Genomic DNA, 14,868 nt, shown 5'->3' on the forward strand with positions numbered 1-14,868 from the left:
GCAATCAGCCGACCTTGGCGGTTTGCGTCTTCGGAATATGACGGCGCACCACAGCAAGCATGCACAGCACGGCCGCCATGGCGGCGCCGAGCATCAGCAGATAGGCCGATGCGCCGCCCGTGGTAATAACCGCCGCGCCCGCGAACGCGCTAAGAATCGCCCCGAAGCGTCCGAACGCGACCGCCGACGCCGTACCTGTCGCGCGCATGCTGGTGGGATACACGTAGGCGCACAATGCGTACATCGTCGATTGCACCGCGTTCACGAACAGCCCGTGCAAGCCGAGCCCCAAGATCAGCAGCCCCGTGTGCTGCTGGGCGTCCACGCCGAGCAGCAGCCAGGCGCTTGCCGCGCCGCCCGCGCAGCAAAGCAGCAACGGCCAGCGCGAGCCGTAGCGCGTGATGGCGATCGCACAGGCAAGCGCGCCAATCACGCCGCCCAGGTTATAGGCGCTGAGTGCATAGCCCGCGAGCGAAACGGAAAGCCCTTCGCCAGTGAGCATCGAGGGCAGCCAGCTGAACGCGCTGTACACCGCGAGCAGGCACATGAAGAATGCGGCCCAGATTGCGGCGCTATCGCGCGCACGGCCGTCGCGAAAGAGCGCCGTAAAGCCAGCATGCTTTTCCGCTTTCTGTTCGCGCACATCGGTGAACGTAGCGTCAGGCGGGACTTCACGCGCCATACGGCCGAGCAGGCGGGCCAGTTCGGGCCAGCGACGGGCGCGGCGCGCAAGAAAGCGCGGCGATTCGGGCAACGCGGCGAGCAGCGCGACCACGAGCACGAGCGGAAGCACGCCGCCCGCGACGAACAGGCCGCGCCAGCCATAGGCCGGCAACACCTCCCCCGCGAACAGTCCCGCGAGCATGCCGCCGAGCGGCACGCAGACGATTGTCGCCGTGACCGCGAACGTACGGTAGCGCGCGGGCGTGAACTCCGCGGTCATCGTCGTCGCGCTGGGCAGCGCACCACCGATGCCGAGCCCCGCCAGGAAGCGCAATGCGGCAAGCGCCTCGACATGCGGCGCGAGGCTGATCGCACAGGTGGCCACGCCGAACACGAGCACGCTGCCGATCACCGCCCAGCGCCGTCCGAAGCGATCGGCAAACAGTCCGGCAAACGCACTGCCGATGCCCATGCCGACGAGGCCCGCCGCCACCACCGGTGCAAACGCATTGCGCGTGACGCCCCATTCCTTCATGAGCGTCGGGATCGCAAAGCCGATGAGCTGGCCGTCGAAGCCGTCGACGACGATCGCCAGCGCCGTGAGCAAGACGGCAAATCTCTGCAGCAGGGTAAAGGGGCCGTCGTCGAGCGCCTGGCCAATGTCGACGGTGCCGCCGTCGCGCGCGATGCCAGCGAGCGCCGCCTGCTCGCGCGCAAGCGCGCCGGCCGCGGGTTCCGGGGATACATAGTTCATCTAAGTGTCTCCATTATTTGTTATGCGCCTGTGAGCGCTTTCTGATGTCTTACCCACGCGCGTACCATACGTCCCCCGTTGCGCGGATCGATACGCGGTTCACTGTGGACTGCGCACCTCCACGAGCCGCACGAGATGCAGCAAGGTTTCGGTGCACGGCACCGCCATCGGAACCGTGCGCGCCGCCGCGACGACCGCGCCGTTGATCGCCTCGATCTCGGTCTTGCGGCCCGCCAGCACGTCCTGCAACATCGAGGGCCGATGCGTGCGATGGTGCGCGAGCGCGTGCAATACCGTCTCCCTGATATGCGCTTCGTTCACGGCCACGCCGTGAGCGCGCGCCACGGCGGCCACCTCCGCCACGATCTTCAGCGCAAGCGTTTCTCCGTCCGGCAGGTTCGAAAGCTCGCCCACCGTGCACTGCGTCACCGCGCAGAGGCTGTTGAGCGCCGCATTGAACGCCACCTTCTCCCAGATCGCGCTCCACACATCGGGGTCGGCGGTGCAGTGCAGGCCCGCTGCGTTCAGGGCGTTCACGGTGCGCGCGAGGCTCGCGCTCGCCGCGCCTACGTCGCCATCAGCACTCATCAAACGGATCGCTCCCGCGCCGTGCGAATCGACGCGCCCCGGTCCCGGCTTGTCGGCAGGCCAGGTCGTCATGCCGACCATGATGCGTGCACGCGGCACGCTGCGTTCGAGGCGCTCGACATTGCCAAGGCCGTTCTGCAGCGAGAGCACCGCCGTTTGCGCGCCGAGCAGCGCGCGCGCCACGGCGAGCGCGGCTTCCGTATGCATCGTCTTGGTGAAGACGATCAGCAGTTCCGGCGCGTGCGCCGCCTGCTCGGGGCGGCATGCGCGCAGATTCTTGACGACACGCTCGCCCGCGTCGGTGACTAGACGCAGGCCGTCGCGGTGGATCGCGTCGAGGTGCGCGTCGTCGATATCGACGAGCGTCACGTCGTGCCCCGCCTCGGCCAGCAGTCCGCCGAACAGCGAGCCCATTGCCCCCGCGCCCAGAATCGAGATTTCCATCGCCTCACTCATTTCGTCATCCTGATCAGAAAGGATAATCGCGCGGCTCGGTCTGCAGCGTGACCCAGCGCAAGTCAGTGAATTCCGAGATCCCCGCCCTGCCGCCGAAATGGCCAAATCCACTGGCCTTCACGCCGCCGAACGGCATTTGCGCTTCATCGTGCACGGTTGGCCCATTGATATGGCAGATGCCCGACTCGATGCGTTTCGCCACGTTCAGCGCTCGCGCCGTATCGCGGCTGAACACCGCCGAGGAGAGCCCATACTCGTTGTCGTTCGCGCAGGCGATGGCGGCCTCTTCGCCCCGCACGCGCACGATGCCTTTCACAGGCCCGAACGATTCCTCGTGATAGATGCGCATCTCGGGCGTCACGTGGTCGAGCAGCGTGGCCGCCATGAGCGTGCTCGTGGCCTTGCCGCCGCACACGAGCGTCGCGCCGCGTGCGAGCGCATCGTCGATCAGCGCGTTGCAGCGCTCGACGGTGCGCATGTCGACCACCGACCCGAGCACGACCGCCCCGCCCTCGCGCGGGTCGCCGAGCGGCAAGGCGCGGGCACGCGCGCCCAGCTTGTCGACAAAAGCGTCGGCGATGCTTTCGTCGACGATGATGCGCTCCGTGGACATGCAGATCTGCCCGGAGTTCGCGAACGCGCCGAAGACCGCCGCGTCCACGGCGGCGTCGAGATCGGCGTCGTCGAGCACCACGAGCGGCGCCTTGCCGCCGAGTTCGAGCACGGCCGGCTTCAGATACCGCGCGCAGGTCTCGGCGATGATGCGCCCCACGCGCGTCGAGCCCGTGAAGTTCACGCGGCGCACGCGCGGATGCGCGATCATCGCGTCGACGATCTGCGCGGCATCCTCGGGCGCATTCGTCACGAAATTCACGGTGCCGCGCGGCAAGCCCGCCTCCTGCATCGCCTCGATGATGAGCCCATGCGTGGCCGGGCAAATCTCCGAACCCTTGAGCACGACCGTGTTGCCGCACGCGAGCGGCAGCGCGATGGCGCGCACGGCGAGAATCACCGGCGCATTCCACGGTGCCATGCCCAGCACGACGCCCGCGGGCTGGCGCATGCCCATCGCGAGGCTGCCCGGCACGTCGGAGGGAATCAGCTCGCCCGCGATCTGCGTGGTGAGCGCGGCCGCTTCGATCAGCCCCGCCGCGGCGAGGTGCACGTTGAAGCCGGCCCATAGCGCCGATGCGCCGGTCTCGGCGGCCATCGCGGCCGCGAAGGCATCGGCTTTGGCCTCGAGCGCATGCGCGGCCTTCGTGAGCAGCGCGCGGCGCGCGCCGGGCCCGAGCGCCGACCACGCGGCAAACGCGGCGTCGGCGGCATCGACGGCCGCGAGGGCATCGGCGACGGTTGCGGCGGGCGCGCGCGACGCCACCTGGCCATCGAGCGGATTGCGGCGCTCGAAAGTGGCGCCGTTGCGTGAGGACATCGGTTCGCCGTCGATCAGCATCGACACGGTCTTCATGGTCTGTCTCCTTTCTTGAACGGCTTGATGACAATCGTGAGGTATGCCTGCCGGCCTCAGGCGACGACGATCTCGACGAGCGCGGGACCGCTCGCGCCAAGCGCCGCGCGTAGCGCGCCGGCGAGTTGCGCCGCCTCGCTCACGCGCACGCCGGCGCAGCCCATGCCCGCCGCGAGCGTCACGAAATCGAGGCCCGGCAAATCGGTGCCCTGCACGGGATCCTCCTTCCCGAAGCCGAACACAGGCGCAAAGTCCTGCAACGCGGCATAGCGCGTGTTATTCAGGATGACGAACGTAATTGGCAGCTTCATCTGCACGGCGCTCCAGATGGCCTGGATCGAATACATGCTCGAACCGTCGCCGATCAGCGCGGTCACGCGCTCGCCCGGCCGCGCGAGCGCCACGCCCACCGCAGCGGGCATGCCGTAACCGAGGCCGCCGCTGTCCATCGTGAGGAACGTGCCTGCGCGGGCCATCGGCAGATAAGCCTGCATGACCGGGCGTGCACTGGGCGCTTCCTCCACGACGATGCCGTGCGGATCGCGCACCTCGGCAAGCGTCTGCAGCGCGAATGCAACCGACATGCGCTCGCCCGCCGCCGCGGGCGGCAAGGCGCGCGGCGGCAGCGCGCGCGGCGCGGGCAGTTCACGCTCGCATGGCGCGGGGCGCGCGAGCAGGTCCTGCACGCCAAGCCGCACATTGCCGACCGCGATCAGGCCTTCGGGTGTCCATGCGGCCACGCCAGGGTCGTCGATGAGCTGGCACAGTTCGGCGCCGGGCGGGACATGCGGGCCATGCCCCTCGACGTGATACGTGAATGCGGGCGCGCCAAACACGAAGATCGCGTCGTGACCGTCGAGCAATTCGACGATGCGCTCGCGCATGGCCGGCAGGAAGCCCGCGAACAGCCGGTGTGTCTCGGGAAAGCTGCAGCGGCCCGTCATGGGCGCGACGAACACGCGCGCGCGATGGCGTTCGGCGAGCTGCACGACATCCTCGGCCGCGTCCGCGCGGTCCACCGCGCCGCCCACCACGAACGCGGGCCGCTTGCATGCGTCGAGCAGCGCGCCGATGCGCGCCATCATCGCGGGCTCAGGGCGTGTGGTGTGCGCAAGCGCGCGCGGCGGCACCGGGGCGGCCGGCTGATCCCAGTCGTCGACGGGAATCGACACGAACACAGGACCGCGCGGCTCCTGCATCGCGATGGCATAGGCCCGCGCAATCGCGAGCGGCACGTCCTGCGCGCGTGCGGGCTCGATGCTCCATTTCACATAGGGCTTGGGCAGCTCGGTCGCCTGGGTGGCGGCGAGGAACGGATCGAAGGGCAGGATCGAGCGGGCCTGCTGGCCCGCCGTGACAACGAGCGGCGTGCGGTTGCGAAACGCCGTGAAAATATTGCCCATCGCGTTGCCGACGCCCGCGGCCGAGTGCAGGTTCACGAGCGCGGCATTGCCGGTGGCCTGGGCGTAGCCATCCGCCATCCCGACGACCACGGCCTCCTGCAACCCGAGTACGTAACGGAAATCGGCGGGAAAGTCCCGGAACATCGGCAACTCGGTCGAGCCGGGGTTCGCGAAGATCGACGTCATGCCCACCCGGCGCGCGAAGTCGATCACTGCGTCGCGCACGGTCCATGCCGCCGTGGCCGCGTTGCGGGTCTCGCCGGGGCATTGCCCCCCTTGCTGCGCTGAATGCTGTTGCGGCGCGCTGCCTGCCATGCGGAGTCTCCTGTGATATGTGCGCGTTGGATTGACGAGCCATTATCGACGCGCTCCGGGCAACCACAAATTGCCGAATTTGCGAAAAGGCATTACGTTTAGGCATGACTTTCAACCTTCAGCAACTCCACGCCTTCGCCACCATCGTCGCCTGCGGCAGTCTCGGCCGGGCCGCTGACACCCTGCACATCACGCAGCCGGCCCTGAGCCGCGCGATCCGTCGGCTCGAAGAACAGGTGGGTGCGCCGCTCTTCGAGCGCCATTCGCGCGGCATGCATCTGACCGCCGTGGGCGAAGCGCTGCTGCCGCACGCAATCCTCCTGCAACGCGAAGCCGAGCAGGCGCGCGAGGAGGTGGACGCCATGCGCGGCCTCGCGCGCGGCACGATCCGAGTGGGCGCGGTAGGCAGTATCGCGAGCCTCGTGCTGCCGCTCGCGGTGAGCGGCGTGCTCGCGAAATGGCCGAACCTGCGCGTGGAGATCATCGAAGGCGTGTGGGACCGGCTCGCCGACGCGCTCGTCAAACGCGAGATCGATCTCGCGCTGAGCATGGCGCTGCCGGACACCGACGAGATTACGGCCATTACCGATTGCCGCTGGGAAGACGCGAGCTATGTGGTGGCCGCGCTCGACCATCCGCTGCGCAGCAAGCCGGGCCTCACGCTCGCGGACACGCTCCACGAGCAATGGGCGATCCCGCCACGCGGCACGGGGCCGTTCGAGCACATGCAACAGGCGTTCGCCGCGCAGGGGCTCGGCTTGCCCAATGTCGTCGTCGAGACGCGCTCGATCACGGTGCTGAAGAGTCTCGTCGCGCGCTCGGGCTTTCTGAGCTGGATGGCCTCGACGATGTACGTCACCGAAAGCAAGGCAGGCGTATTCGATACGCTCGACATGCCCGGCGTGGTGGGACGGCGCACGCTGACCGCGTTCCGGCGCCGCCAGGGGATCTTGCCGAGCCCGGCGGTCAAGCTGCTCGAACAATTGCGTTTGCTGACGGCCCAGGAGATGTAGCGCCGCGCGCACCCGAGGGGCCTGCTATCGCGTCGTGGCGTGGCGTGGCGTGACCGATCGACCGTAGTGCGTCGCCAGCTTCGCGCTTATGCCGTTGCTGCCCGCGCGAGCAGCACCTCGCGGTCGCGCGCGTTCTGCGTGAGCGCGGCGGCCCGCTCGAACTCGGCGCGCGCCTCGCTCGCCCGGCCCAGTTTCGCCAGCAGATCGCCGCGCGTGGCGGGCAGCCAGGGATAGTGGCGCAGTGCGGGTTCCTCGCACAGCACGTCGACGATGGCGAGTGCCGCTTGCGGCCCGTACGCCATGCCGACCGCTACCGCGCGGTTGAGCTGCACGACAGGAGAGGGATCGATGCGCAGCAGCGCGTCGTAGAGCGCGACGATGCGCGCCCAGTCGGTTTCCTGCGTGCTCGGCGCGCGCGCATGGCAGGCGGCGAGCGCCGCCTGCAACGCGTAGGGGCCGAGCGCGGCGGTGGCGTCCCGCTCCAGTGGTTGAGCACCCGAGCGCGCCGCCACTTCAGCCACAGTATGGGCGTCCGGTTGCTCCATCGTTTGAAGACCGGGTTGCGCCACAGCTTGCGCCGCACAGTGCTCCGCCCGCGCGAGTGCGGCGAAACCGCGCCGGATCAGCAGCGCGTCCCAGCGCGCACGGTTCTGATCGGCTAGCAGCACGGCGCGGCCTTGCCTGTCCACGCGTGCAGGCAAGCGGGACGCCTGCAGTTCCAGCAGCGCCGCGAGCCCATGCACTTCGGACTCCTCAGGCACCAGTTCGCCCAGCATGCGGGCGAGGCGTAGCGCTTCTTCGCAGAGCGCCGGCCGCATCCAGTCCGCGCCAGCCGTGGCCGCGTAGCCCTCGTTGAAAATCAGGTAGATGACTTCGAGCACCGAAGCGAGCCGCGCCGCGCGCGCCGTCTTGTCGGGCACCTCGAACGGCACCTTCGCTTGCGCAAGCGTGCGCTTCGCCCGCACGATGCGCTGCGCGACCGTGGCTTCGGAGACAAGAAACGCGCGCGCGATCTCGGCCGTGGTCAGGCCGCCCAGCAGGCGCAACGTGAGCGCCAGGCGGCCCTCGCGCGGCAGCACCGGATGACTGGCCACGAACAGGAGCCGCAGCAGGTCGTCGCCAATCTCGTCTTCGCGGGCAGCGTCCAGCGCCGCCACGAAGTCGGGCGCGAAATGCGCCTCGAGCGCCTCGAGGTCGGCGCCCAGCGCTTCGTGCGCGCGCGCATGCGAGGCGGCCCGCCGCAGACGGTCGAGCGCGCGGTGCTTCGCGGCGGTCATGAGCCATGCTCCCGGGTTGGCGGGGATGCCGCTCGCGGGCCAGCTTTCGAGCGCCGCGACGAGCGCGTCCTGCGCGGCATCCTCGGCGAGGCCCACATCGCCGAGCAGGCGCGCGGCGTGGGCGATCACCTTGGCGGATTCGATGCGCCAGACCGCGGCGATCACGCGATGCGTCGCGGTCTGCCCCGCTGCGCCGTCATGCTCGTGACCCTCGGGGCCCTCCTCGTGCATCACGCGCCGTGCGCCCCTTTCTCCACCGCCTCCGGCGACATCCACATCAGCTCCCAGATGTGGCCGTCGGGGTCTTCGAAGCTGCGGCCGTACATCGCGTCACCGCAGTCCATCGGCGGGCGCTTCGAGCTGCCGCCCGCCGCCAGCGCCTTTTCGACGAGCGCATTGACTTCGTCGCGCGACTCGCACGAGAGGCAGACGAGCACTTCGGTCTGCTCGCGCGCATCGACTAGCGCCTTGTCGGTGAACGTGCGCATGAAGTCGGTGGTGAGCAGCATCGCGAAGATGTTCTCGCCGATCACCATGCAGGCGGCCTGGTCATTGGTGAATTTGGGCTCGAACGTAAAGCCGACCTTGCCGAAGAAGTCCATCGAGCGCTTCAAGTCGCGCACGCCCAGATTGACGAAGATGTGCTTGTGCATGATCGTGTCCTTTAGAAATTATTTCGGATTACCTGGTTGTTGTTGGGTGACTGGATTGCTTACTTGGCATTGCGCTCGATTTCGAGCTTGCGAAAGCGTTCGATGCCCTCGGACGGCGCGAAATCGTCGAGATCGAAAAGCTGGCGCACTTCGATCTCGCCATAGGCGTGCTTGCCGAACGGCGCCGGAAAGCGCCGCGCCCACTCGAGCGCTTCGTCGCGCGATCGTACCTGGATCAGCGTGTAGCCGGCGATCAGCTCCTTCGTCTCGGTGAACGGTCCGTCGACGATGGTGGGCTTGCCGTCGGTGTAGCGCACGCGAAAGCCGCGCGCGCTCGGCTGCAGGCCCGAGGCGTCGAGCAGCACGCCCGCCTTGGCCAGTTCCTCGTGGTAGGTGGCCATCTCGGAGAATATCTCCGGGTCGTCGGGCGTCTCGCCGGATTCGCTCATCGCGTTGGCGCGCACCATGATCATGAATCGCATTGCTTGCTCCTGGCTATGTGAGGTGAAGGAAGCAGCATCGTTTCGATGCGCTCATGAACACGACGCGCAAGCCCCGCGGAAATCGACATCGCTCGACAGATTTTTTTCTAACCCAGGGAAACTACCTGGTAACGTGCCCCGATTGTCGGCCGTCAGCCCTCAGCCGCAGGCGGCTAGCGAAAGCACGGGCCGGTCTCGCGCACCTCAACGCTCGCCCACTGCGCCGCAGGGCATTCGCGCGCGATGTCGAGCGCCTCTTCGCGCGTGGCGCTATTGATCAGAAAAAAGCCGCCTATCATTTCCTTGACCTCCGCGAACGGGCCGTCGAGCACGCTCGCCCGCCCTTCGCGCACCTGCACGCGGGCGGCCTCCTTGTCGGAGAGCAGCGATTGTGCGTCGAGCAGCACGCCACGCGCGGCGAGATCCTCGGCAAAGCGCAGCATGCGCGCATAGAGCGCCTCGCCTTCCGCCTGTGTGCGCGCCTCGCGCTGACCGCGCGGCTCGGATATGAGCAGCATGTATGCCATGAAGTACCGACTCCATTGAGTGAGACCATTGCGGGCGCTCGAAGTCCATCGGCGCGCCAGTGTAAGCAGCCGAAAGCATAGCGCAGGAAAACGACGCGCCCGTGGAACTCGCCCCCGCGCCGGCCACGGCGTGCCAGTGGCATGCCCGACGCGTGCCGGGATTTCCCCAGGCTGACACGGGCCGTTTTCCGGCATTAAATAAATCAACTTGATTTATTTAGTCAGCAGCGCCGTTGCACCGGGCTGCTGGGATAACTGGGACTGGAGGAGACACGTGAGAAGTCCGCATGTCGGTCAGGGCAGCAACTCGGCCAATGTCCGCCGCTTCAACGAGCGCCTGTTGCTGCAGGCGCTGCGGCGCGCCGGCGAGGCCTCGAAGGCCGATCTCGCCCGCCTTGCGAATCTCACCAGCACGGCCGTGGGCAGCATCATTACTTCGCTCACGGAAAACGGTCTGATCGAGATGAGCGGGCGGCGTCTGGACGGCGGACGCGGCCAGCCCGCCTCGCTTCTGCGCCTTTCGCCGCGCGGCGCGTTCGCGATTGGCGTGCGCCTCGACCGGACCAACATCGAAACCGTGCTCGTGGACTTCGCGGGCCAGATGATCGAGCGCCGCTCGCAGGACATGCTGCTGCCGCCGCCCGCCGTGGTGCAGGAGATCGTCCAGCAGGATATCCGCGAACTCTCAGGATTGCTGAGCAAGGCCGAGCGCAGCCGTCTCGCCGGCATTGGCGTGGCGCAGCCGTACAACCTCGACAGCTGGATGCGCGAGCTGGGCCTGCCCGCCGACGCGTTCCGCGCGTGGAGCGACGTCGATTTCGCGGGCGATCTGAGCCGTGCGATCGGGCTGCCCGTGTTCAGCGAAAACGACGGCAACGCCGCCGCCATCGCCGAGATCTTCTATGGCTGCGGGCGCCAGCGCGACGACTTCCTCTATCTCTTTCTCGGCCCGGCGATTGGCGGCGGCATCGCCATCGACGGCGACTGCGTGCGCGGCCTCACCGGCAACGCGGGCGACTTCGCCGTGATGCCCGTGCCACCGAGCGCGCTGCCTTCGGCGCACAAGCCGGCGGCCAAGTGGGACATCCTGCTGTCGCGCGCCTCGCTCATCGCGTTGCGCCGCCATCTGCAGTACCACGGCGAGAAAGTGGAAAACCGCGCCGATATCGAAGCGTGCATCGCGCGCGGCCATCCGGCCGTCGAGGAATGGCTCGAAGACTGCATCGATGCGCTCGCGCCCGCATTGCGCTCCGCGCTCTGCGTGCTCGACGTGCCGGCCGTGGTGCTCGACGCCGACGTGGACGCGGGCCTCATCGACACGCTCATGCAGCGCCTGCGCGTGGCCGTGGCGGCCACCGCGCCCGAGGCGCGCGGCACGCCCACGCTGGTGCGCGGCACCTTCGGCCCCGACGCGGGTGCGCTCGGCGCCGCCACGCTGCCCATGTTCTACAACTTTTCGCCACGTGCGGGCATCCTGATGGGCGCCGGCGCACAAACGCAGGAGATGAGCCATGTCGCGCTCTGAATCGACGCCCCCGCTGCTGGAAATGCGGGGCATCAGCAAGACGTTTCCCGGCGTGCGCGCGCTCGACAAAGTGCGCCTCTCGGTCTGGCCCGGCGAGGTCCACTCGCTGATGGGCGAGAACGGCGCGGGCAAATCCACGCTCATGAAGATTCTCTCGGGCGCCTATCAGGCCGATCCCGGCGGCGAGATCCTGCTCGACGGCAAGACCGTCGTGATCGACGGCCCGCTCGCCGCGCGCGAGCTGGGTGTGGCGGTCATCTACCAGGAGCTGAGCCTCGCGCCGAATCTCTCGGTTGCCGAAAACATTTACGCCGGCCGTGAGCTGCGCCGTGGCGGCGGCCGCTTCGGCATGGTCGACCGCGCCGCCATGGAGCGCGGCTGCGAAGACGTGCTCACGCGCCTCGGCGCCAGCTTCGGCCCCACGACGCTGGTGGGCTCGCTCTCGATCGCCGAGCGCCAGCTCGTGGAGATCGCACGCGCCGTGCATAGCGATGCGCGAATCATCGTGATGGACGAGCCCACCACGCCGCTCTCCTCGCGCGAGACCGAGCGCCTCTTCAAGCTCGTGCGCCAGCTGCGCGAGGACGGACTCGCGATCATCTACATCAGCCACCGCATGGCCGAGATCTATGAGCTCTCCGACCGCGTCTCCGTGCTGCGCGACGGCAGCTACGTGGGCACGCTGATGCGCGACGAGCTCAGCGCGGAAAGCCTCGTGAGCATGATGGTGGGCCGCGATATTTCGGGCTTCTACAAGAAGGAACACGCGCCCTACGACCCGGGCAAGGTGGTGCTCACCGTGCGCGACGTGGCCGACCACAACCGCGTGCGCGGCTGCAGCCTCGACCTGCATGCGGGCGAAGTGCTGGGTATCGCGGGCCTCGTGGGCGCGGGCCGCACCGAGCTTGCACGCCTCATTTTCGGCGCGGAGCCGCGTGCGCGCGGCGATATCGCCATCGATGGCCGCACGCTCACCGTGCACGGGCCGCGCGACGCCATCGAGGCGGGTCTCGTCTATCTGACCGAGGACCGCAAGCACCAGGGCCTCTTTCTCGACATGAGCGTGCGCGACAACATCAACGTGTCCGTGGCCGGACACGACGCGCGCTTCGGCGTGCTCGACCTCGCGCGCGGCTCGTCGCGCGCGAAGGATTCCATCCGCGCGCTCTCGATTCGCGTGCCCAGCCCCCGCGTGAACGTGGGCGCGCTCTCGGGCGGCAATCAGCAAAAGGTGCTGCTCTCGCGCCTCCTCGAAACGAAGCCGCGCGTGCTGATCCTCGACGAGCCGACGCGTGGCGTCGACATCGGCGCGAAGTCGGAGATCTACCGCATCATCAACGATCTCGCCAAAACCGGCGTGGGCATCATCGTGATTTCGAGCGAGCTGCCCGAGATCATCGGCGTGGCCGACCGCGTGCTCGTCATGCGCGAAGGCGTGTTCGCCGGAGAACTGGGCGGCTACACCGGCAAGCCCATCACCCAGGAAGCCATCATTGAACTCGCCACCGGCTCGCAAGGCGCGCTGGACGAGGCCGCCTGATTCTGACGCACCCGACGAAGAGATATTGAGGAGCACGACATCATGAAGCACATTCTCCCCCGCCATGGCGTTACAGCGTCGCCCGCGCAAGCGGCCCAGGCCACTCGCAGCACCGCTGTCGACGGCCATCGCGCCCGCATGAAATCCCTCATGCGCACGGCAGGCATGCTGCCCGTGCTCGTGCTGCTGTGCATCGGCTTCGGTTTTCTGACCGACGGCTTCGCCACGCTGCAGAATCTCTCGATCGTCACGCAGCAGGCCTCGATCAACATCGTGCTCGCCGCCGGCATGACCTTCGTGATTCTCACGGGCGGCATCGACCTCTCGGTGGGCTCGATACTCGCCGCCTCGGCGGTCGCGGCCATGCTCTGCTCGACCATCGCGGGCTGGGGCTGGCTCGGCATTCCCGCCGCGCTGGGCGTGGGCCTCGGCTTCGGCCTCATCAACGGCGCGCTGATCTCGGTCCTGCGCCTGCCGCCCTTCATCGTCACGCTGGGCTCGCTCACTGCCGTGCGCGGCATCGCGCGCCTGATGGGCCACGACACCACCCTCTTCAACCCGCAACTGTCGTTCGCCTTCATCGGCAACGGCGCGGTGTTCGGCGTGCCCTGGCTCGTCATCATCGCGCTCGTGGTGGTGGCCGTCTCGTGGTTCGTGCTGCGCCGCACGGTGCTCGGCCTGCATATCTACTCGGTGGGCGGCAACCCCGAAGCGGCACGCCTCTCGGGCATCAAGGTCCGCGGCATCGAGCTGTTCGTCTACGCGGTCTCGGGCCTGCTCGCCGGCCTTGGCGCGGTGATGTCGGCCGCCCGCCTCTACGCCGCCAACGGCCTGCAGCTCGGCCAGTCGTATGAACTCGACGCCATCGCCGCGGTGATCCTGGGCGGCACGAGCTTCGTCGGCGGCGTGGGCTCGATCGTCGGCACGCTGATCGGTGCGCTCATCATCGCGGTGCTCTCGAACGGCCTCGTGCTGCTCGGCGTCTCGGACATCTGGCAATACATCATCAAGGGCCTCGTGATCGTCGGCGCCGTGGCGCTCGACCGCTATCGCCAGCGTGGCTCGGCCCGTACCTGATACCGCTCACGGGCCCGCGCCCGGCACCCGAAACTTCCTGCCTGAAAGCGGGCGCAGACGGTCCTCCTGCACCCGCACTGCACGACACACACAACTGGACCCCTCTGGAGACATACTCATGTTCAAGAAAAAGGCTGCATTCGCGGTTCGCGCCGCTGCCGCACTCGCACTCGGCTTCGCCCTGCAAGGCGCGCACGCCGCCGACAAGCAACTGAAGTCGATCGGCATCACCGTGGGCTCGCTTGGCAATCCTTACTTCGTGACCATCGTTCAGGGCGCTGAGGCAAAAGCCAAGCAGCTCAACCCGAACGCGAAAGTCACGGCCGTGTCCGCCGACTACGACCTGAACAAGCAGTTTACGCAGATCGACAACTTCATCTCGGCCCACGTCGACATGATCCTGCTGAACGCCTCCGATCCCAAGGCGATCGAGCCGGCCGTGCGCAAGGCGCGCGCCGCGGGCATCGTGGTGGTGGCCGTGGATGTGGCGGCCGCGGGCGCCAACGCCACCGTGCAGACCGACAACGTGAAGGCCGGCCAGATCTCGTGCGAGTACCTCTCGAAGAAGATCAACGGCAAGGGTAATGTGATCATCGAGAACGGCCCGCAGGTCTCGGCCGTGATCGACCGCGTGAACGGCTGCAAGCAGGTGCTCGCGAAGTCGCCCGGCATCAAGATTCTCTCCGACGACCAGGACGGCAAGGGCTCGCGCGAAGGCGGCATGAATACCATGCAGGGCTATCTCACGCGCTTCCCGCAGCTTGCCGGCGTGTTCACCATCAACGATCCGCAGGCCGTGGGCAGCGACCTGGCCGCGAAGCAACTGCACCGCAGCAACATTGTGATCACCTCCGTGGACGGCGCGCCCGATATCGAAACGGCGCTGAAGTCCGATACGCTCGTGCAGGCCTCGGCGAGCCAGGATCCGTGGAAGATGGCGCAAACGGCCGTGCAAGTGGGCTACGACATCATGAATGGCAAGAATCCCGCCAATCCGATGATCGAGATGACGCCCCAGCTCATCACGCGCGACAACGTCGGCGGCTATAAGGGTTGGTCGTCGCCGCACTGATCGGCTTTAACTCCCCTACCTGCGACTCATGTTTGAAGCGGGCGGCTGCGACAGC

General features: G+C 67.7%; 13 protein-coding genes. 5 read left to right on the forward strand and 8 right to left on the reverse strand.

Annotation, left to right across the window (positions count from 1 at the left end; genetic code table 11):
• Positions 1 to 4: 4 nt before the first annotated feature.
• The 4 genes from E1956_RS38925 to mdlC all read right to left on the reverse strand — a co-directional run bounded on the left by E1956_RS38925 (position 5) and on the right by mdlC (position 5,647).
• Positions 5 to 1,417, reverse strand: a complete 1,413-nt coding sequence (locus E1956_RS38925) for an MFS transporter (RefSeq protein ID WP_134758645.1) — start codon at positions 1,415 to 1,417, stop codon at positions 5 to 7.
• A 99-nt stretch (positions 1,418 to 1,516) separates the two neighbouring features.
• Positions 1,517 to 2,449: a ketopantoate reductase family protein gene (locus E1956_RS38930; RefSeq protein ID WP_134759652.1), complete on the reverse strand. Its 933-nt coding sequence runs from the start codon at positions 2,447 to 2,449 to the stop codon at positions 1,517 to 1,519.
• 25 nt (positions 2,450 to 2,474) lie between these two features.
• A complete protein-coding gene (locus E1956_RS38935; RefSeq protein ID WP_134758646.1) occupies positions 2,475 to 3,929 on the reverse strand; it encodes an aldehyde dehydrogenase in 1,455 nt (484 codons plus the stop codon).
• A 56-nt stretch (positions 3,930 to 3,985) separates the two neighbouring features.
• Positions 3,986 to 5,647: a benzoylformate decarboxylase gene (mdlC, locus tag E1956_RS38940; RefSeq protein WP_134758647.1), complete on the reverse strand. Its 1,662-nt coding sequence runs from the start codon at positions 5,645 to 5,647 to the stop codon at positions 3,986 to 3,988.
• A 104-nt stretch (positions 5,648 to 5,751) separates the two neighbouring features.
• Between mdlC and E1956_RS38945 the strand changes: the two genes are divergently transcribed.
• Positions 5,752 to 6,660: a LysR family transcriptional regulator gene (locus E1956_RS38945; RefSeq protein WP_134758648.1), complete on the forward strand. Its 909-nt coding sequence runs from the start codon at positions 5,752 to 5,754 to the stop codon at positions 6,658 to 6,660.
• Between the two features lie 86 nt (positions 6,661 to 6,746).
• Here the strand turns inward: E1956_RS38945 and E1956_RS38950 are convergent, their stop codons facing one another.
• The 4 genes from E1956_RS38950 to E1956_RS38965 form a co-directional block, all read right to left on the reverse strand.
• Positions 6,747 to 8,168: an RNA polymerase sigma factor gene (locus E1956_RS38950; protein WP_134759654.1), complete on the reverse strand. Its 1,422-nt coding sequence runs from the start codon at positions 8,166 to 8,168 to the stop codon at positions 6,747 to 6,749.
• The gene (locus E1956_RS38955; protein ID WP_028217525.1) at positions 8,168 to 8,590 is read right to left on the reverse strand and encodes a VOC family protein; all 423 of its coding nucleotides are present in this window, start codon (positions 8,588 to 8,590) and stop codon (positions 8,168 to 8,170) included. Before E1956_RS38955 ends, E1956_RS38950 begins: the two co-directional genes overlap by 1 nt.
• A gap of 59 nt (positions 8,591 to 8,649) precedes the next feature.
• A complete protein-coding gene (locus tag E1956_RS38960; protein WP_134758649.1) occupies positions 8,650 to 9,072 on the reverse strand; it encodes a YciI family protein in 423 nt (140 codons plus the stop codon).
• A gap of 173 nt (positions 9,073 to 9,245) precedes the next feature.
• Entirely contained in the window at positions 9,246 to 9,599 is a 354-nt protein-coding gene (locus tag E1956_RS38965) for a YciI family protein (protein WP_134758650.1), read from the reverse strand.
• A 274-nt stretch (positions 9,600 to 9,873) separates the two neighbouring features.
• Between E1956_RS38965 and E1956_RS38970 the strand changes: the two genes are divergently transcribed.
• From E1956_RS38970 to E1956_RS38985, 4 genes are all read left to right on the forward strand, one after another.
• Positions 9,874 to 11,124 (forward strand): ROK family transcriptional regulator, encoded by a 1,251-nt coding sequence (locus E1956_RS38970; protein WP_134758651.1) that lies wholly within the window; start codon positions 9,874 to 9,876, stop codon positions 11,122 to 11,124.
• On the forward strand, positions 11,111 to 12,664 hold the full coding sequence (locus E1956_RS38975; protein WP_134758652.1) for a sugar ABC transporter ATP-binding protein: 1,554 nt from the start codon (positions 11,111 to 11,113) through the stop codon (positions 12,662 to 12,664). Before E1956_RS38970 ends, E1956_RS38975 begins: the two co-directional genes overlap by 14 nt.
• Before the next feature lie 42 nt (positions 12,665 to 12,706).
• Positions 12,707 to 13,741, forward strand: coding sequence for an ABC transporter permease subunit (locus tag E1956_RS38980; protein WP_134758653.1), 1,035 nt, complete (start codon positions 12,707 to 12,709; stop codon positions 13,739 to 13,741).
• A 118-nt stretch (positions 13,742 to 13,859) separates the two neighbouring features.
• Positions 13,860 to 14,813: an ABC transporter substrate-binding protein gene (locus tag E1956_RS38985; protein ID WP_134758654.1), complete on the forward strand. Its 954-nt coding sequence runs from the start codon at positions 13,860 to 13,862 to the stop codon at positions 14,811 to 14,813.
• Positions 14,814 to 14,868 lie beyond the last annotated feature (55 nt).

This window comes from Paraburkholderia pallida, from assembly GCF_004524855.1.
In the GTDB taxonomy this organism is placed as follows: Bacteria; Pseudomonadota; Gammaproteobacteria; order Burkholderiales; family Burkholderiaceae; genus Paraburkholderia; species Paraburkholderia oxyphila.